Source organism: Aeromonas sp. R2-1 (assembly GCF_040908425.1).
Classification (GTDB): Bacteria; Pseudomonadota; Gammaproteobacteria; order Enterobacterales; family Aeromonadaceae; genus Aeromonas; species Aeromonas caviae.
In genome coordinates, this window is the sequence record NZ_JBFODR010000051.1 from 61006 (window position 1) to 80195 (window position 19190).

Consider the following 19190-nt stretch of genomic DNA (forward strand, 5'->3'; position numbering starts at 1 on the left):
CTACATGCTTAGCCAAGCAGGGACAGCGCAGACTGCGGCCGCTGATTAGCTTGTGCCAAAATGCTGGACGCAGCCTGTTGCAGAATATTCTGCTTGGTCATGTTGGCTGTCTCGGTCGCAAAGTCCGCATCACGAATACGGGAGCGTGCGGCACTCAGGTTTTCAGAGATATTGGACTGGTTGCGGATGGTTGAATCAAAGCGGTTTTGTACTGCCCCCAATTCTGCCCGCTTGCTGTCTACCACCTGGATCATCTTGTCCAGGTTGGCAAACGCCAGTTGCGCATTGGAATCGGTTGAACCAGAAATGTCGCTTATGGTGGACCAGGTCACAGCTGTCGATGCTGACGTCACAACCCAAGCATCTGCTGTAGTACTGGCAGCACTGTTGGTAGCAGCCGCAATGGTTGCACTCCCTTTGGTCGCACTGGCAATACCGGACATGGTAAAAGCCGTAGTCATCTTGAAGGAAATGGTCTGGCCAGCATCGGCGCCGACTTGGAAAGCGCCTTTGTAGTTACCATCCAGCAACTTCTGCCCCCCAAAAGTGGTATCGCCTGCAATCCGGTTGATTTCTGTGGTCAGCTGCTTGTACTCGGCCTGCAGCGCATCCCTGTCATCTTTGTTATTGGAACCATTCGAAGACTGCTGAGCCAAAGTCCGCATCCGTTGCAACATGGAAGTTACTTCATCCATGGCCCCCTCGGCAGTCTGGGCTACCGAGATGCCGTCGTTGGCGTTGCGGTTGCCCTGATCCAGACCATTGACCTGGGAAGTCAAACGGTTGGAGATTTGCAGACCCGCAGCATCGTCCTTGGCGCTGTTGATGCGCAGGCCGGAGGCCAGCCGGGTATAGGAAGTATCCAGCGATTTATTGGTGTTCATCAAGTTACGCTGAGCGTTCAGTGATGAAGTGTTGGTATTGATATACATGGCCATAAAAATTATCTCCTGATGAACAAGAAACTGCGGGCCCTGCAGATGTCGTAGACAGCCAGGTTCCCACCGTTCAGATAGGCAGATTGAACGGTCTGCCTCATCTGGCGAGCCCTCTGTTTGAACCGACACAGGACCCGCAGTTGCGCAAATGCTGGATTTCCGAACACCCCTCAATTTGCTTCATACTCTGTAACGGCATCTCTATCAGAAGCTTTAGGAAATTTATTGCCGCTTTCATCGATAAAGAGGCAAGCGCTATCCGCTAGCGATGAAAACAGCAGAGCACAGCTCCTATCCCTCCGCTAACGATCACACCTATAGGCAGAGCACTTCCAGTTCATTGAGTTGGCACATTTTGTGCTTAATGTGATGTGACGTCGCTTTTCCGACGCCCATAAAAAAGGCCGACAATGTCGGCCAAAGAAGAGCTTACGCTCAGGAGAACAACCTCGAGAGTGACAGAGTGAACGATCTGCGCAACACTCGAGGGGTATACCAATAAGAGAACTTCTCTTTCGATAGAACAAGGCGTAAATCCGAACACCCCATTGTTCCATCTTGTTTACTAGGGCGGCCTGAACAACCGCCCTTTTCTTTTCTTACACTTTCTACACTGAGTCGGCTTAGCCTTGCAGCAGAGAAAGAGCAGACTGCGGGCGCTGATTGGCCTGAGCCAGGATGCTGGAAGCCGCCTGTTGCAGAATGTTCTGCTTAGTCATGTTGGCGGTCTCGGTTGCAAAATCTGCGTCGCGGATACGGGAGCGAGCGGCAGAGACGTTTTCCGAGATATTGGCCTGGTTGCGAATGGTGGAATCAAACCGGTTCTGTACAGCACCCAGCTCCGCCCGCTTGCTATCCACCACCTGAATCATCTTGTCCAGATTGGCAAAAGCCAGCTGAGCATTAGAGTCTGTTGAACCAGATATGTCGCTTATAGTGGACCAAGTCACTGCTGTTGATGCAGCTGTCACAACCCAAGCATCAGCCGTTGTACTCGCAGCAGAATTTGTTGCTGCAGCTACTGTAGCACTCCCCTTTGTGGCACTGGCAATACCAGACATCGTAAAAGCAGTGGTCATTTTGAAGGAGATGGTCTGACCTGCATCTGCGCCAACCTGGAAGGTACCTTTGTATCCACCAGCCAACAGTTTCTGACCACCGAAAGTGGTATCGTTGGCAACACGGTTGATCTCGGTAGAGAGCTGCTTGTATTCAGCCTGCAGAGCATCTCTATCATCCTGATTATTTGACCCATTTGCTGACTGCTGAGCCAGTGTCCGCATCCGTTGCAACATGGAGGTCACTTCATCCATGGCCCCTTCCGCGGTTTGGGCTACTGAGATGCCGTCGTTGGCGTTGCGGTTGCCCTGGTCCAGACCGTTGATCTGGGAGGTCAGACGGTTGGAGATCTGCAGACCTGCCGCATCGTCCTTGGCGCTGTTGATGCGCAGGCCGGAGGCCAGACGGGTGTAGGAGGTATCCAGGGATTTGGTGCTGTTCATCATGTTACGCTGAGCGTTGAGCGATGAAACGTTGGTATTGATATACAGACTCATGATTTTTCTCCTAAGCTATTAAAATTTAACTTTAATTCACTCAGGCTTTATTGTGTTTTGTGCCTGATATGTTTAGTTAACGGCGCCTTTTCACAAGACTTTAATTTCTTTTTTCTGCCTTTCTGGCAGTAATCGCCGCCTAACCTATATATCGGCCTCTATTCCCTTCCCTTGAGAAAAAAATCGGGATTTTTTGTCACCTGACAGCCCGCCCCCCGGGCTATAGTGGCTACAGCCCGCATCAGACAAGGCGGGAGCGTGATCTTCACCCAGCCTTCAGAAACCGGCGCTGGCTCCCACTTTTGCACGCCAGCATTGCTCATCCCCACACCTTGCCCCTAAAATCGCCGCCCCATCATCTATTGGACGTGAGTTGTTCTCCATGCAGACACTGGTTGAGCAGATTGTTTACATCAGCGACATGTTTGGTACTGCGGTATTCGCGTTTTCGGGCGTACTGGTGGCGGGCCGCCTCAGGATGGACGGTTTCGGTGTCATGGTGCTGGCGGCGGTCACCGCCATCGGGGGTGGCACCATCCGTGACATGATCCTGGGGGCAACCCCGGTCTTCTGGGTGCGCGACCCCCTCTATATCTGGGTGGTCATTGCCACGGCGCTCATCGGCATGTGGATGGTCAAGCTGCCCCGCCGCATGCCCTGGTACGTGCTGCCGGTGGCGGACGCCTTCGGGTTGGCGCTCTTTACCGTGATCGGGGCACAAAAAGCCCTCAACTTTGGTACATCGGGGCTTATCGCCGTATTGATGGGCACCATGACAGGGGTCGCTGGGGGCATGATAAGGGACGTGCTGGCCCGGGAAGTGCCCATGGTGCTGCAAAAGGAGATCTACGCCACCGCCTGCATTCTGGGCGGCATCCTCTATACCTTGTCGCTGGAAATTGGGGTAGACAGGGTCAGCGCCATGCTCATCAGCATGCTCGGGGTGTTTGGTCTGCGGGTGGCGGCCATCTACTGGCACCTCTCCCTGCCCACCTTCTCGCTGCAGCGCAACTGAGAAGCCTCAGAGTGGGCGAGATCCCATCCCGGCAGGGACAAGATTGAACCAAGTCGGCTTTTCTGTTGTCATACAGGGGTCGTTTCAAGCCGGAAAACCTCATGCAAAAACTTGGGCTCATTACCACACTTGTTCTGATGATGGTGGCAGCGGCTCATGCGGGGGCACAGGCCCTGTTCGGGCGTCTGGCATCCACCCCGGTGCAGCAGTTCAACCAGCAGATCCGTCAGGCAAGCAGCAGTCAGCAAGGCTGGGTCAACGACTATCGCGAAGTGGCTCGCCGCTTCGTGGGCCATGAAGATGTACCCACCCGTATCCATGCTCAACAGCTGGACAACGATCTGGTGCTCTCGGTGGCCCTTGATGGCCAGCGCAGCGACATGCTCTACATCCTGACCCTGTTTCGCAGCAACAACCTGTGGCAGATGCGTCAGGCCGAGATGGGCTGGCGCTGTCAGGGTCAGGAAACCTTCACCCCGGTCCCCTGCCCCTGAGCGTCTACCTTCATCCGAGTGAAAAAAAATCCGGCGCCTTGGCCGGATTTTTTATACGCGTCTTGCCGTCACATCACGGACGGTAGACCTTGACGTTGGCAAAGCCCTTCTCTTTCAGGTAAAGCGCCTGCAGTTTGCTCATCACGCCACGATCGCAATAGAGCAGGTAGGTCTTCTCTTTCGGCAGGTCACCAAAGGCGGTGGCCAGCTTGAAGAAGGGGATATGCATGATCTCGCGCCCTTCCACCACCAGCGGCTTGTCGTCATGCTCCTCCATGGAGCGAATGTCCAGGATCACCTCGTCGTCACCGCTCTCGGCGGTGGTCTCCACCTCCTGCACCTCGGCGGCGGTCTCTTCACCGATGCGACGAATGTCGAGGTAACGGGCCTCGGCCACCACCTTGTCCAGAATGGCAAAGTCGAAGTTCTCCTCTTCCGCCTCGATGCGGGAGAGCTCGGCCTTCACGGTCGGCTTCTTGGAAATCACGCCGCAATACTCCGGCATGGTCTCCGCGAACTCCAGGGTACCGATGCGGCGGGCTTCGCTGATGATGTCCGGCTTGTCCCAGGTGATGAGCGGGCGCAGGATCACCTTGTCGGTCACACGGTCGATGACGTTCAGGTTGGTGAGGGTCTGGCTGGAAACCTGGCCAACGCACTCGCCGGTCACCAGGGCCGGGATCTGGAACTCGTCGGCCACCTTGGCGGCGGCACGCATCATCATCCGCTTGAGCACCACCCCCATCTGGCCGTTGTCGATCTTCTCGAGGATCTCGGCCACCACGGGCTCGAAGTCCACCGCGGTGAAGCGCACCCGGTGGGAGGAGCCGAAACGGTTCCACAGGTGATAGGCCACCTGCTTGACGCCGATCTCGTGAGCCGCCCCACCCAGATTGAAGAAGCAGTAGTGCACCCGGCAGCCGCGCTTGATGAACTGGAAGGAGGCGACACCCGAGTCAAACCCGCCGGAGAGCAAGCTCAGCACATCTTCCTGGGTGGCGATGGGCATGCCGCTCAGCCCCTGGTGGATGGCGCTGACGATGAAAAGCTCCTCGCCATCGATCTCGAGGTTGATCTTCACATCCGGGTTCTTGAGGCGCACACCGTTGCTCACGCAGTGCTGGTTCAGACCGCCGCCCACGTAGCGTTCAATCTCCAGCGAGGAGAATTCGTGTTTGCCGTGGCGCTTGGCACGCACGCAGAAGGTCTTGCCCTCGAGCTGATCACCCCAGACGGCTTTCACCTGCTCGAAGATGTCGTGCAGGTCGGTAAACTTGCTGGCCTGCACCTCGAGGAAGGCCTGAATGCCGGGAATGCAGGCCAGGGCTTCGATGGCCTGCTCGCGGAACTGGTCATTACGGGAGCTCACGATCAGCTTGTCCCAATCCATCCGCACCCGGGCATCGTCGTCGAAGCGGCGCAGGACATTGCGGATATTGCCCTGCAGGATCTTGATAAAGCGCTGGCGAACCGACTTGCTCTTGATGGTGATTTCAGGGAACAGCTTGATAATGAACTTCATGGTAATGACTCGGGTGGCCTTGATTTAAGGGCGCGAATTATATCAGAACTTTGTGACCAGCGCCTACTGCATGAGCGGCCGCTCACATTCCCCCACGCAAAGTTTGCCGCATCCGGGCAATCATGCGTATATTCCCACCCCTGCATCCTGGCAACACAGCATCCATGAATACCCATATCTACTACCCCGGCATGGAGGTACGCGACGAGCTCTGGCTCAAGTTTGCCCTGCTCTATCTGGAGCGGCTCGCCTTCGTCTTCACCGTCAGTGATAAGAGCGGTCTCACCGCCCTGCTGGAGACCCTGCGCCAGCAAACCGACCTGCTGGCCGAGCCGCCACAACCCGCCTTCTTCGCCCATATCACGCCCCAGGTGGAGAGCCAGATTGCTGGCCTGGTCGCCCCCGATTTTGTCCGCCACAAGGTGTTTGGCAACAGGGAGCTCATCGCCCGCTGGCGTTCAGCCCCCAACCACGACTGCTTCTGCCCGGCTCAGGCGGGACTGGAACGGCTGCACGGGTTTTGTCTGACCCACGGCTTTGCGACGCAGGATGAAGGGGGGATCAGAATGGCGCGCCGCTTTGCCAACCTGCTCTCCATGCGCCTCGCCCGTGAGTGGGCTCTCGCCAATGACGGGGCGCTTATTACCGATCACGACTATCTGGATCGGCTGCTCCACCTGCTCGAATCCCGCTACCACAATCGCGGCGGTCAGGATTGCTTCCACCTCGAGATCCCGCTGCAAGTGCCCACTCACCTGGCCGACATCCCGTTTGCGGAGCTCATTGCCCTGCGGGGGCGAAGCGGCTTTCGTCAGCAGCTCGCCGAGTTCCATCAGGCCCTCGATGCCCTGCTCGCCATGCTGGGCAGCGGCTACGCCGAACCCGCCGTGTTGACCCGCTTCGAGCAGGCCCAGCAGGGGTTCACACCCTTGCTGGGACCCGAGACCGTCACCCTGCCGCTCACCACGCTCGTCAGTACTGGCTTACCGGCCATGGCGATGATCCACCACCTCAAGGGGAGTCACCCACAGAGCGACCTGGTGTTTCATCCCATCAAGAAGAGCCACTTCCACCAGCGCAAGAGCCGGCATTTCTTCACCCGGCTGGGGCAGGTCAAGCCCTGACTCCCCGCCTCTGCCGGGGAATCGACAATCAACTGACGGCATCGGGACCATCACCGATGCCGTCAATATTCTGGCGCTCACCACGCCCTCAGGAGGGGTTTTCCAGCCGAAACTCGATGCGATCGCTGTTTCCCGCCTCATCCACCACCACCAGCTGATAGCGGCCCGCCTTGCTCACTACTTGATCCCCGTCCCAGCGCAGCCGCTGGCCGTTGAGAAACCATGCCGGCTTGCCGACACCGCCCAGCACCCTGGGCTGCAACCGATAGCGCTGACTGCGGATAAGGTTGCCCTCCCCCAGCGCTACGATACGAATGGGGGCCTGCTGCTCGGCGCTCTGCCCCTCCCCCGCGCAGCCCCTGGCAAGCAGCGCCTGACGCCGCTCGCCCGGTGAGCGCCATGGCTCCAGCGACAGCGGCCAGAGCGCTCTAAAAGCGGATTGTGCCGCATCGTGGCAGCGGGTCAGCGTCGGCTTGCCGTCGACAGTGAGCGCAACCTGGCGCAGCGGCGAGGGCCAATCCATGGGATCCGGCAAGGTGGGAGGGTCGCGCCCTTCCAGCAGCCAGGCGCTCTGATGCTGCAAACAGGCCTCTGGCAGGGTCGCGCTCGTCTTGCGCCCCAGCGGCCAGCAAACTTCGGCCTCGCTCACCGTGTTGGGTTGTGCCGGCAGGGGGCTGTTGTCCGAGAGCCGCGAATAGACAGAGAGCAGCAGCGGCACTGCCGCGCTCTGTCCATAAAAGCCGGGCATGGGGGTGCCATCGGGGCGCCCCAGCCAGACGCCGATGGTCCAACGACCGGAGACCCCCATGGCCCAGCTGTCGCGATAGCCATAGCTGGTGCCGGTCTTCCAGGCCAGTCGATTGACCCGGCCGGTCGCCTCACTGGCAAAGGGCTGATCCGCGCGCCCCTGGGCGCTCAATATCTGCCAGATGATCCAGGCGGCCCCCGGGCTCAGCAAGGGGCGTGACACCACCTGCTGCCCCGCCAGCCAGACCGGCATCGCCACCTGCCCCTGCCGGGTCAGTGCGCTGTAGAGGGCCACCAACTGCTCGAGCCGAATGCCCGCTGCCCCGAGCGCAATGGCCGGATTGGGCTTGTCGGAAAGAGCCAGCCTCACCCCGGCATTGTCGAGACGGCTGACCAGTTTGTCCGGCCCCAGCGCCTCCAGCACCTGCACCGCCGGCACGTTGAGGGATTGCTGCAACGCCTGGGCGAGCGTCACCGGCCCCTGAAAGGCACCGGAGAAATTGGCGGGTCTATAGTCCGAGCCCAGCCTTGGCGCATCGGAGAGCAGGGAGGCCGAGTGCACCAGCCCCTCGTCCATCGCCAGACCGTAGATGAAGGGCTTCAGCGTAGAACCGGGGGAGCGGATCGCCTGCACCATGTCGAGGTAACCGTGGCGGCGCAAATTGCCATACTCGGCGCTGCCCACATAGGCGCGCACCGCCATGGTCCTGTTGTCGACCAGGAGCAACGCCGCTGAGGTCTGCTCGGGGAAGCGGCGGATATAGCTCGCCACCCGCCCCTCCAGCCAACGCTGCAGATCGCCGTCGATGGTGGTGTGCACCAGGGCCCCGGCCTGATTATCGGCGGCAAGGCGGGCAAAGAGCGGCGCCTCCATCGGCGTGAAGTGACCGCGGGCCAACACAGGCTCGATGCGTCCCTCCAGCCAAACCTGTTCTGGCCAGACCCCCTGCGCCACCAGCCGCTGCATCACCTTGTCACGGGCGGTGCGGGCCCGCTCGGGATGCCGGTCCGGCCGGTTGCGGCTGGGGGCCTGGGGCAGCACTGCCAAGAGCGCCGCCTCGGCATAGGTCAGCTTGGCGGCGCTCTTGCCGAGATAGGCAAAACTTGCCGCCTGCACCCCCTCCAGATTGCCGCCAAACGGCGCCCGGTTCAGATAGACGGTGAGCAGGGTGCGCTTGTCGTAGTGCCACTCCAGCTGCAGCGCGCGCGCCATCTGGCGCAGCTTGCCGGGCACGCTTCTGTGGTAGGGCTCGATAAGGCGTGCCACCTGCATGGTGAGGGTCGAGCCCCCCGACACGGCCCGCCCATGGCGCAACCACTGACCGATGCCGCGCACCATGGCCACCGGATTGACTCCGGGATGACGCCAGAAATGGCGATCCTCGTAGCCCAGCAGCGCCTCGATATAGCGAGGGGAGACCTGCTCCAGGGTCACGGGGTAACGCCACACGCCGCTGGTATCGGCAAAGGCGCGCAGCGGTCGCCCCTTCATGTCGAGCACCACCCGTGCGTAGGCTGGGTCGAGCGGTGGCGGCGGGAAGAGTCTATCCAGCGCCAGCAATGACAGGAGCAGTGCTACAACTCCCAGCACCGAGCAACGCAGCCAGCGTGGCAGGCGACCAAGCCAGCGCCAGCCAGCACGGCCACTGCGAACTAATTTCAGCCAGCCACGCTGCCAGAAAGTGAGCGGGCGAACCCGCTCAAGGGAGGGAATGTTACTCAGAGATGATCACCTCATGGATATCCTCACCCACAGCCCGCAGCTCGGGGCGGTACATATCCTCCACCTGGGTCGGCGGCACCTGATAGCGACCCGGCGTCACCGCCCGCATCAGGTAGACCAGTTGCTGGTTGCTCCCCTCGCTCAGATCCAGCGCCGCCGTGTAGCGGTCATCGCGAAACTCCTGATGCTTGAGATAGTCGTTCCACTCGCTCTGCCACGCCGGTTTCCCCTCAATGGAGAGCTCTTCGAGCTTGATGCTGTTGCCAAGGGCCGGGTTCTCCAGCTCGAAGCCGGCGGGCACCATCTCCACCAGCAGGGCATCGGGCACCGCCGACTCACTGCTGACGTTGAGCCGCACCACCACCAGATCGCCCACCTTCACCTTGGCGGGATCAAACGGCTGACCGTCGCTATTGAACCAGCTACGGGTCACGCTCATCCCCTTGCTGATCCGTGCCGGAGCCTGTTCGGGGTAACCGACCAGAGTGCGCTGCACATAGAGCGAGCCCTTGCCCTCGTTGGTGACGGTGCTCGCCGCCAGCGCCTCGGGGGCGCCCTGCTGCAACGGAGCCGAACCGCTCAGGGATCCACTGCCAAGAGAGGAAGTCACCCTGGCCTGCCAGTCGGCGGCCGGATCGACGCGGGCGAGTCGCAGCAGGGCGAGCCGCTCCTGAGTGCTGAGCCACTGACGATGAGCCAGGGTATCTGCCACCTTGGCACTGAGGGCTGGCCAGCGCTCCGCAGCCAGCTTGTGCTGGCGCAGCAAGGAGAGCTCAAGGGCCTGATCGCGCAGCGGCGAGCCGTAATCACCCAGATAGTCATCACCACGCTCGGTCGCCAATGCCCGACTGAGGGCCTTGGCGGCGTTCTGCTCATCCCCCATGGCCGAGAGGGCCAGCGAGAGGTGGAGCAGCGGCAAACCGGAGCGGGCGTGATCGGCCTGCTGCTCCCAGATAAGACGCAGGGTAGCGAGCGGTGCCTTGCCCACCCGCGCCAGCACATAGGCACTGTAGGCCTGATAGGCCAGCCGGCTGTGCTCGGGGGCACTGCTCCAGCGCTCACCATACTGACTGTCGGTGAGATAGCTCTGCAGCCGGTTCAACGCCTGATTGAGCATCGCCTCCGGCACGGCATCGCCCGCCTCCTTGCGCGCCAGCAGGTAGTCGGCGGCATAGGCGGTGAGCCATTGCTCCTCGTCGGAGCGACCATCCCAGAGGCCAAAACCGCCGCTGGGCAGTTGCAACCGCTGCAGCCGTTGCAGCAGGGCGCGTTGCACATCCGCCTCGCTCGCCGCTTTCTTGCCCTCTGCGGGTTTGCTCCAGGCGGCCCGCTCATCGGCCGTGGTCAGCAAGTAAGGCCAGGCACGGGACAGGGTCTGCTCCAGACAGGCGTAGGGGTAGTCAGCCAGCGCCTGCCACTGGGCTGCCGGATCCCAGGGGGGAGTACCGGAGAGGCTGAGCAGCCCCTGCAGATTGGCGCGATCCAGCCCGGCCAGCTCAGCTGGCGCAAAGCTCATCTCTTGGCCGGGAGCCAGCATCTGGTAGCGCTGGCGAGTCTCGGCCGGCCAGGGGGATCGCAGCGGCAAAGTCCAGTCTCGGCTGATGGCAAAATCCTTGCCGCTGGCCGCCAACTGCAGGCTTGCCACACCGCTCGCCCCGGTCACGGTGAGCGGCAGGGTCAGCCACTGCTCTTCGCCATTTTTAAGGGAAAGGGTGCCGGGCAGCTCACCGTTTGCCTTGAGTCCGCCGTTGAGGGTCCAGACAAGGGAGAGGGTCTGATCCTCGCCGCTCATATTGCGCAGCTGCACCAGCGCCCGGGTCTCATCCCCTCTGGCGCCAAAGCGCGGCCAGCCAATTTCGGCCACCAGCGGTGCCACCACCTTGACGGCGCGCTCGGCCTCACCGACCTGCTGTTCGTTCCAGGCCAGCGCCATCAGAGCCAGCTCGCCGTTGAAGTTGGGCAGATCGAGCGGGATCACCGCCTTGCCCTGCTCGTCAAAACTCACCTCGCCGCTCCACAGTGCGGCTATCTCGACCCGGCTCTCCAGCGCGCCGCCCTTTTTCAGCGGCGCCCGGTCACCCCCGTAGTTGAGGCGGGCCAGCTTGCCATCCTGTGGCGGGATCACCTGGCCGTAGTTGTCGAACAAATCTTGGGCGAAGCGCTTGCGACCAAAGAAGATCTCGAACGGGTCGAGGGGCTGGTAGTCGCTGATATTGAGCACACCCCGATCCACCGCCGCCAGCACCACCCGCCCCTGACTGTTGGGGGTAGAGGTGGCGGTCACCTCCAGCCGGGTAAGCGGCACCGCTTTATCAGGTGCGCTCAGGGTAAGCGGAAGACGGCGCGCTTCCCGATCCAGGGTGAGCGGCACCAGACCGACCGAGCGCAGGCTTTGCACACTCTTTTGGCTCACCGGCTTTGAGTCACTGTCTGGCGCGGCAATCTGGGCCGAGATATGCAGATCATGGCGCAGCCACTCGGGGCTGACCGGGATCTCGAACTCGCCGCGGGCATCCTTGGCATCGCCACCGGCCCCCTTGAGCTCGATGCGCTGCCACCAGCGCAGGCCGTCGCCATCTTCCACCAGCAGCAACCCCTTGCCGGGGCGCGGGGCCACCAGGGTCACTTTGGCCTTCTCCCCGGCCTGATAGGCGCGCTTGTCGAGGGTAATGGCAATCTTGTCGGGCCGCGCCTGCTCGCCACCGCCGCCCCAGGCGTAACTGCCTATCTCCACCCGCAGGCTCGATTGATGTCCCTGACTGTTCTCCACCTCCAATCGATACCAGCCCGCCGCCAGTTGCAGCGTGAGCGGGGTCGGCCCCTTGCCATCCAGCTGCAGGGTCTGCTCCTGCTCCAGATAGGGCTGGCTGTTGAATTCGTACTTCCACCCCTCCCCATCGGCGTAGTGCCAATAGTAGTCGCGGTACTCGTTGATGAGGCGCACCTTCACCGCCCCCGCCACCGGCTGACCCTTGTCATCGAGGTTGAGGATCTGGAAGGGGAGCGGCTTGCCCCCTTCTACCCGATCCGCCACGAAATCGGCCTTGAGTGCCGGCCACTGGCTGCCGGCGGGCCAGCCATACTGGGTGCGGCTGCGATTGACGGCGCGGCCGCCGGGTTCGGAAAGCGACACCCTATAAGCCACCTCCAGCGGCCCGAGGGCACGCACCCCATCGAGCTCATCAGCAAGCGAAAAAGTCCCCTGCCCCTGCGCATCAAGGGTGAGATTGAGAGGCTCGAGATCCTTGGCCTGCTCGGCGAGCAGCACGTCCCCCAGGGTGAACTCCTGCCACTGGGTAAAGGGCATGGTGGCGCGGCTTAACTTCACCTCCGCCTTGGCCTTGGTGGCACTGGCTGGTGCGCCGTAGAGATAGTCCCCTTGCAGCGGCAAAGTGAGGGCGGCGTCCAGACTCGTCACTTCCCCATCCGGCCCCTTGCCAAGCTGCAGTTTCAGCCGCTCCGGCAGAAACTCCTCCACCAGAAAAGGCCACTCGAAGCGGCTACCGGCGGCAGTCTTGAGGTTGATGGTCCAGCGCCCGAGCGGTGCATCCTCCGGCAGGCGCAGGCCGTAGTGGGCCGCGCCCAAATTGTCCGGCAGCAGGCGCTTTTGTTCGAGCAGTTGGCCGTCCGGCTGTTTCACCTCCAGCTCCACCGCCATGCCCGGCAGCAGCTGGCCATCCTGCCCCTTGAGCAGGATCTCGCTGTCGAGCCGCTCGCCGGGGCGATAGAGATCGCGCCCGCTGAACAGATAGAACTGTTGGGCCTGCCAGGGCTGGGTGCCGAGATCGAAGGTGGAGAGATCGAGGGCCGCGCCATCGAGGCGCAGCACCGCCAGATGGTTGCCCTGCTCGGCCAGCAGCAGGCGAGCCCCCTGCACCTGATCGAAGCGGCGATGACCTTGGGGGTCGGTGGTTTGCACCTGCAGCCGGTTGCCCTTCTGGTCGAGCAGGGAGAGCTGCACATCCTTGAGGGGGTCGGCGCTGGCCAGGGAGCTGACGAACACCTCCAGCTCATCGCGGTAACGGCGGGCACTGAGCCCCATGTCGCTCACCGCAAAGTAGGTGGTCTCCTTGCGCCAGTCGTAGTTGCCAAGGGGCGACATCACCGCAAAGTAGACGCCGGCCTCCGCCAGCTGCGGCTCCTTCACATTGATGAGGCGGGTCTCGCGCCGGTTGGCATCGAGCTCCAGCGCATAGCGGCCGCTGAACACCCGCTTGGCCCGCTTGGTGATCTGCTCAAGCTCCCAGTTGCCCATGCCGGCACCGGGGCGATACTCGGCCAGGAAACGGGGCAGATACTCCGCATCGACCCGGAAGAAGTCGATATTGACCTCATCCACATTGACCGCGCTGATGGGCAGGCGCAGCTCGTCGCGCAGCGGCAATACCATACCGCTCGCGGTAAACGACGCCCCCGCCTCCAGCGGCCGGGTCTTGAGGGTCCAGCGCTGGGGGGATGGGCCCAGCCCCGCCTTGAGGCTCACCTCGTAGCGTTTGTCGGGTTGCACGTTCGGGAAATAGAGGGTGCGGCCATCGTCGGCGAGGATCCACTCCCCCTGCACCTGCTTGCCCCCTTCACTCACAGAAAGCCAGCTCTGCCAGTTTGCCTTGGGCGCCAATGGGCCGGAGAAGACCAGCGCCAGCGCCGGGGCATCGCGGTATTGGCGAGCATTGGCTTGCACGACTGAACTCGGCTCCCCTGCCTCCTGCCGGGCAGTGGAGCCGGTGGTCGGAACCTGGCTGACAGGCTTGTCGGGGCCGCAACCAGCCAGCAGCAGCGCCGCCAGCCAGGCCACACGGGGAAGACGAGTCACGGGGCAGGAGAGAGAGAGGTGCATGGTGTTCATCCCGGGTTGGATCGCCGCAGCGCAGGAGCCAATAGAATAAAGCGTCACTCCCGGGAACACCAACTGCCATATCGGGCGGCATCGGCCAACAGAGATGCCTACATCGCCACGGACGCGGGCACGACGCCCCGTGAACCGCGAGGTTTATTCGAGGCCCCGTATGCGATCTCCTGTTCCATGAAAGAGGGTTGTCGTGATTTTCTGAACCCAGGCTAAACCGGGCACCACTGTTCACTTGTGCGTGATCGGGCCATTCATTATTCTCGGCCCTGCTCAACGCAGGCCTTCCAATCAACGACATATCAAGCAGATAAATATTTTTTAAGCCTTGAACACCTGTGCCATACATAACGTGCAGGTGCGTTCGATGTATGCCTCAACCATTGAAAACAAACTTATTAATTGTCCATCGACCAGAATGCCGACCTTGAGTTCACACAGGGTCAGCGGGGTCATGCATCCATCCCTCTCTGGAGTCATATCAGCATGGAAAATAACGATCTGTCCCTCGTCGAAAAAAGATTGGTTGCCCGATTCCTGGACATGTTCATCAAATTTGGCCTTATTCTGGCGCTAGGCTCGTTCTGCTTCACCGTGTTCTCCCCCTTCATGAACATGATGCTGTGGGCCCTGATCCTGGCGGTCACCCTTTACCCCCTCCATCAGCGCTTTGCCGCCCGACTCGGGGGAAAACAGGGCCAGTCGTCCACCCTGCTGGTCCTGCTGGGCATCCTACTCATCGTGGCCCCCACCGTTGCCATGCTCGGCTCCCTAGGAGACAGCGTCAGCGCCCTGATAGACAAGGTGGAGAACAACACTCTGGTGATTCCGGCGCCTTCCGCCGACATCGCCAGCATCCCGCTGATCGGTGCCAAGCTGCACGCCTTATGGACCAAGGCATCCGTGGATCTGCCGAGCCTCCTTATCAGCTACAAGCCGCAGCTCGGCGACATGGCCAAGCAGACTGTCGCCATGCTCGCCAGCATGGGGGGCGGCCTGCTGGGCTTCGTCGCCTCTTTCATCGTGGCTGGCATCATCATGGCCTGGGGGGCACCGGGTGCCATCAGCGCCGAGCGCATCGCCATGCGCATCACCGATGAGCGCAAGGGCCTCGCCCTGACCAAGCTGTGCACCAGCACCATCCGGGCCGTGGCCATGGGGGTCATCGGGGTCGCCTTCATCCAGGCCCTGCTGGCTGGCGTCATCATGTCCCTCGCCGGGATCCCGGCGGTCGGCATCTTCTTCGTCCTGGCGCTGATCCTGGGTATCGCCCAGGTCCCCGTCATCCTGGTCACGGGACCGGCCATCGCCTTCATGTGGATGGCGGGGGATCACGGCACCCTGCTCAACGTCATCTACTCAGTGCTGCTGGTCGTGGCCGGCATGGCCGACAACGTGCTCAAGCCGCTGCTGCTGGGGCGTGGCGTCGATGCGCCCATGCCGGTAGTGCTGCTGGGGGCCCTCGGCGGCATGGCCACCAATGGCATCCTCGGCATGTTCATCGGTGCCACCCTGCTCTCCATCGGCTATCGCATCTTCATGGCCTGGGTCAACGACGGTCTGGCCAACGCGGAAAAATAACCCCATGGCCGACGCACTTTCTCTCCTTCGCCCCCTGTTTGCAGGGGGCACCTGCCTGCTGCTCGGTGCCTGTACTCTGCTCGGGCCCGATTATCAGGCCCCCGGTGTCGAGGAGATGGCCAACTGGCACAGCGCCAGCGAGGGTCAGCAGGCGGTGACGGTGACCGACTACCGACGATGGTGGGACAACTTGCACGATCCCGTGCTGAGCGCCCTGGTGGAGGAGGCCTTCCTCAAGAATCCGGACGTGCGGATCGCCGGCCTGCGGATCCTCGAGGCCCAGGCCCAGCTTGGCATCGCCGAGAGCCTGCTCGGCCCCCAGGCGACGGTGGGAACGGCAGAATTCCTCCAGGCAGGTCAGACCCGGGGCGGCCACAGCAGCGCGGGCAGCAGCTACGGCGCCGGCTTCAACCTCGGCTGGGAACTCGACTTCTGGGGCAAGTTCCAGCGCGGAGTCGAGGCGGCGGATGCCAGCTATTTCGCGAGTCTGGCCCAGTATGACGACATCCAGGTGTTGATGGCCGCCCAGGTGGCCCAGCTCTATGTGAGCATCCGCACCGTCGAGGCCAGGCTCCAGATCGCCCGGGAGAATGCCCGCATCCAGCGGCGCAGCCTGGAGATCACCGAGCGACTGTTCAAGAGCGGCAACAGCGCCGAGCTGGACGTGCAGCAAGCCAGGACGCAGTACCTGGGCACCCTGTCAGGCATTCCCCAGCTCGAGACCAGCCTGCGCCAAAGCCAGAACGCCCTCTCCACCCTGCTCGCCCGCCCCCCGGGTCCCCTGCCCGAGATGACCACCAACACCGGCAGGATCCCCCAGGGCGAGCTGGCCCTGGTCACCGAGATGCCCGCGGATCTGCTGCGCCGCCGTCCCGACGTGCGGGTGGCGGAGCGCCAGCTGGCCGCCCAGTCTGCCCTGATCGGGGTGGCCGAGAGCGAGCTCTACCCCTCCATCACCCTGCTCGGCACCCTGGGGGTCAACGCCACCAATGGCGAGAGCGGCACCTTCTCCTGGGCCGTCGGTCCTTCGCTGAGCTGGAACCTGCTGGATCAGGGACGGCTCGGCAACCAGATCCTGGTGCAGGACGCCCGCTTCCAGCAGCTGCACGAACGCTATCGCGACAGCGTGTTCAAGGCGGCCCGCGAGGTGGATGACGCGGCGGTGGCCTACGCCAACGGCCAGGAGGAAATCGCCCTGCTGACCCAGACCGGCGAGGCCGCCCGTCGCTCCCTCGAAATCGCCAACACCCAGTACCGCGAGGGGATGGCGGACTTCCAGCGGGTGCTCGACTCCCAGCGTGCTCTGTTCAACCAGCAGGAGCGCCTGGTCAACAGCCGCGGTGCCCGGATGCGCGACCTCATCACCCTCTACAAGGCACTGGGTGGCGGTTGGGAACAGGGGCGCGAACGTCCCCTGGTGACCCCCAAGGTGGAGGCTCAACTGCGCACGCGCGCCGACTGGGCCCCCCTGCTCGACGCAGCCCACTCCCCCATGACACAGAAGGCAAACTCCCATGACTGACACAGCCTCTCCCGGTCAGGCCAGCCGCGGCGCCACCCTCGGGCTGCTGGCCGCGATCCTCCTCCTGCTCAGCTGGTATCTGCTGGCGGACCGGCTGACCCCCTACAGCTCCCAGGCCCGGGTGCAGGCCTTCGTGGTCCCCGTCGCCGCCGAGGTGTCCGGCCAGATCAAGCGGGTCTATGTCCACGACAATCAGGACGTGGAGGCCGGCACCCCCCTGTTCGAGATCGATCCCGAGCCCTATGACATCGCCCTGGCCAAGGCCAGATCCGACTACCAGACGGTGCTGAGCGGCGTCAAGGCGAACACCGAAGGGGTCAAGGCGGCCGAAGCCTCCCTGATGGCCATGCGCGCCGCCTATGACAACGCCGCCAAGGATGCGGAGCGCCAGGAGCGGCTCTATCGGGAAGATCCGGGGGCCATCTCGGTGCGTCGCCTGGAGGTGGCCCAGGCCAGCCGCGAGACCGCCAAGAGCCAGGTGGCGGCAGCCGAAGCCGACGTTCGCCGCGCCATCGAGGCCGCCGGGGCGAGCGGCGATGACAACTCCCAGCTGCTCAGTGCCCGCTCGGCGGTGCACAAGGCCGAGCTGGATCGCCAGAACACCCGCGTGGTGGCGCCGGGTCGGGGGCTCATCACCGACTTGAGCACGGATGCCGGCCAATTCATCGGGGCCGGCGCACCGGCCATGACCCTGATCGCCATCCACGACGTCTGGGTGTCGGCGGATCTGACGGAGAACAACCTCGGCAACATTCGGCCGGGAGACAGGGTCGCCATCCTGCTCGACAGCCTGCCCGGACAGCTGTTCAAGGGGGAGGTTCGCAGCGTCGGCTACGGGGTGAGCGATGGCAAGAGCCAGCCCGCCGGCGCCCTGCCCACGGTGGACAACAACCGCGACTGGCTGCGCCAGGCCCAGCGTTTCCCGGTCAAGGTCGCCTTCCAGAGCGACGACTTTCCGCCGGTCGAGGCGCTGCGGGTCGGCGGCCAGGCCGATGTGCTGGTCTACACCGGCGAGAGCGGGGTGATGCACTTCCTGGGAGCGCTCTATATCCGGCTGATGAGCCTCTTCTCCTTCCTCTATTGAGGCGCCAGATGCATAACGCCGACAGGGCTGTACTGCGCATTGGCACTGGCATCGGGCTCGCGACGGGGATCTGTTACGGCCTGGCACTGCCCATGCCCCACCTCGGGGTCATCATGGCCTGGGTGGTGCTGTGCCGACCCGGAGAGGCCCTCGGCCTGAAGAAGGGGCTGGCAGGGGGGCTGTTGTTGCTGGGGATCATGACCGCCGGGGTGCTGCTGGTCCCCCTGCTGACCCACTATGCCCTGGCGGCAGTGCTGCTCGTCGCCCTGCTGCTCTACCTGCTGATGCAGCAGGCGATGGCCGGCAAGGGCGCCGCCGCCATGCTGCTGATCATGGCCATCACGGTGATCCCGGTGGCCGGTCTCATCGAGCAGTCCCTTGCCATCGCCCTTGCCCAGATGATGGGACTGGGGATCCTGATAGGCACCCTGGTCAACCGCCTGGCCCACGCACTCTTCCCTCCCCTGCAGGTGGCGGGAGCGGCGGCAAGACCGGTGCCATTGCCCCCCGAACATCCCGAGCGGCTGGCGCTGCGCGCCGTCGCCATGGTGCTGCCGGTGTGGCTGCTGGCCCTCGGCAATCCGGCGTTCTACATTCCGGCGGTGATGAAGACGGTGACCCTGGCCCAGCAGAGTACCTCCCTCAACGCCAGACAGGCGGGCCAGGAGCTGGTGCTCTCGACCCTGGCGGGCGCCCTGCTGGCGTTCGCACTCTGGCTGGGGCTCAGCCTCTGGCCCTCGCTCCTGATGCTGGTGCTGATGCTGGCCCTGATGACCCTCTGGCTGGCGCGGCGCCTGGTGCGGCTGGTGGCGGGGCGTTTCCCGCCATCCTTCTGGAGCAACGCCTGGATCACGGCGCTCATCCTGTTTGGCCCGGCCATCGAGGACAGCGCCACCGGCAAGGATGTGTGGTTGGCGGCCGCCATGCGTTGCGGCCTCTATCTGGTGGTGGCCGGCTATGGCTGGCTCTGTATCTTGCTGCTCGAGCAGTGGTGGCCGGCCGGCCGCCCACTGGCAGAAGCCAAGCTAGGAGATTGAT

At 62.8% G+C, this 19190-nt stretch carries 13 protein-coding genes; 7 read left to right on the forward strand and 6 right to left on the reverse strand.

Going from position 1 to position 19190, the window contains the following annotated elements:
• Positions 1-8: 8 nt before the first annotated feature.
• Positions 9-938: a flagellin B gene (flaB, locus tag AB5Y80_RS18045; protein WP_319891755.1), complete on the reverse strand. Its 930-nt coding sequence runs from the start codon at positions 936-938 to the stop codon at positions 9-11.
• Between the two features lie 623 nt (positions 939-1561).
• Positions 1562-2494, reverse strand: a complete 933-nt coding sequence (gene flaB / locus AB5Y80_RS18050; RefSeq protein ID WP_323919201.1) for a flagellin B — start codon at positions 2492-2494, stop codon at positions 1562-1564.
• Positions 2495-2876: 382 nt separating this feature from the next.
• On the opposite strand from flaB (AB5Y80_RS18050), the gene AB5Y80_RS18055 reads away from it, so the two are divergent.
• Positions 2877-3509, forward strand: a complete 633-nt coding sequence (locus AB5Y80_RS18055) for a trimeric intracellular cation channel family protein (RefSeq protein ID WP_041215937.1) — start codon at positions 2877-2879, stop codon at positions 3507-3509.
• A gap of 101 nt (positions 3510-3610) precedes the next feature.
• On the forward strand, positions 3611-4003 hold the full coding sequence (locus AB5Y80_RS18060) for a hypothetical protein (RefSeq protein ID WP_041212809.1): 393 nt from the start codon (positions 3611-3613) through the stop codon (positions 4001-4003).
• Between the two features lie 73 nt (positions 4004-4076).
• Here the strand turns inward: AB5Y80_RS18060 and thiI are convergent, their stop codons facing one another.
• On the reverse strand, positions 4077-5525 hold the full coding sequence (gene thiI / locus AB5Y80_RS18065) for a tRNA uracil 4-sulfurtransferase ThiI (RefSeq protein ID WP_039038656.1): 1449 nt from the start codon (positions 5523-5525) through the stop codon (positions 4077-4079).
• 164 nt (positions 5526-5689) lie between these two features.
• Between thiI and AB5Y80_RS18070 the strand changes: the two genes are divergently transcribed.
• On the forward strand, positions 5690-6649 hold the full coding sequence (locus tag AB5Y80_RS18070; protein WP_368173303.1) for a hypothetical protein: 960 nt from the start codon (positions 5690-5692) through the stop codon (positions 6647-6649).
• An 88-nt stretch (positions 6650-6737) separates the two neighbouring features.
• On the opposite strand, the gene pbpC is transcribed toward AB5Y80_RS18070, so the two are convergent.
• The 3 genes from pbpC to AB5Y80_RS18085 form a co-directional block, all read right to left on the reverse strand.
• A complete protein-coding gene (pbpC, locus tag AB5Y80_RS18075; RefSeq protein WP_368173327.1) occupies positions 6738-9059 on the reverse strand; it encodes a penicillin-binding protein 1C in 2322 nt (773 codons plus the stop codon).
• A gap of 52 nt (positions 9060-9111) precedes the next feature.
• Positions 9112-13956 (reverse strand): alpha-2-macroglobulin, encoded by a 4845-nt coding sequence (locus AB5Y80_RS18080; protein ID WP_368173304.1) that lies wholly within the window; start codon positions 13954-13956, stop codon positions 9112-9114.
• Between the two features lie 330 nt (positions 13957-14286).
• A complete protein-coding gene (locus tag AB5Y80_RS18085) occupies positions 14287-14421 on the reverse strand; it encodes a hypothetical protein (protein WP_010674281.1) in 135 nt (44 codons plus the stop codon).
• 87 nt (positions 14422-14508) lie between these two features.
• On the opposite strand from AB5Y80_RS18085, the gene AB5Y80_RS18090 reads away from it, so the two are divergent.
• The 4 genes from AB5Y80_RS18090 to AB5Y80_RS18105 are packed head-to-tail and all read left to right on the forward strand — an operon-like array spanning position 14509 to position 19189.
• Positions 14509-15546 (forward strand): AI-2E family transporter, encoded by a 1038-nt coding sequence (locus AB5Y80_RS18090; protein ID WP_368173305.1) that lies wholly within the window; start codon positions 14509-14511, stop codon positions 15544-15546.
• A gap of 4 nt (positions 15547-15550) precedes the next feature.
• Positions 15551-17068, forward strand: coding sequence for an efflux transporter outer membrane subunit (locus tag AB5Y80_RS18095; protein ID WP_368173306.1), 1518 nt, complete (start codon positions 15551-15553; stop codon positions 17066-17068).
• A complete protein-coding gene (locus AB5Y80_RS18100) occupies positions 17061-18152 on the forward strand; it encodes an HlyD family secretion protein (protein WP_368173307.1) in 1092 nt (363 codons plus the stop codon). The genes AB5Y80_RS18095 and AB5Y80_RS18100 overlap by 8 nt, the downstream gene beginning before the upstream one ends.
• A gap of 8 nt (positions 18153-18160) precedes the next feature.
• Positions 18161-19189 (forward strand): hypothetical protein, encoded by a 1029-nt coding sequence (locus tag AB5Y80_RS18105; RefSeq protein ID WP_279986507.1) that lies wholly within the window; start codon positions 18161-18163, stop codon positions 19187-19189.
• Position 19190: the final 1 nt, after the last annotated feature.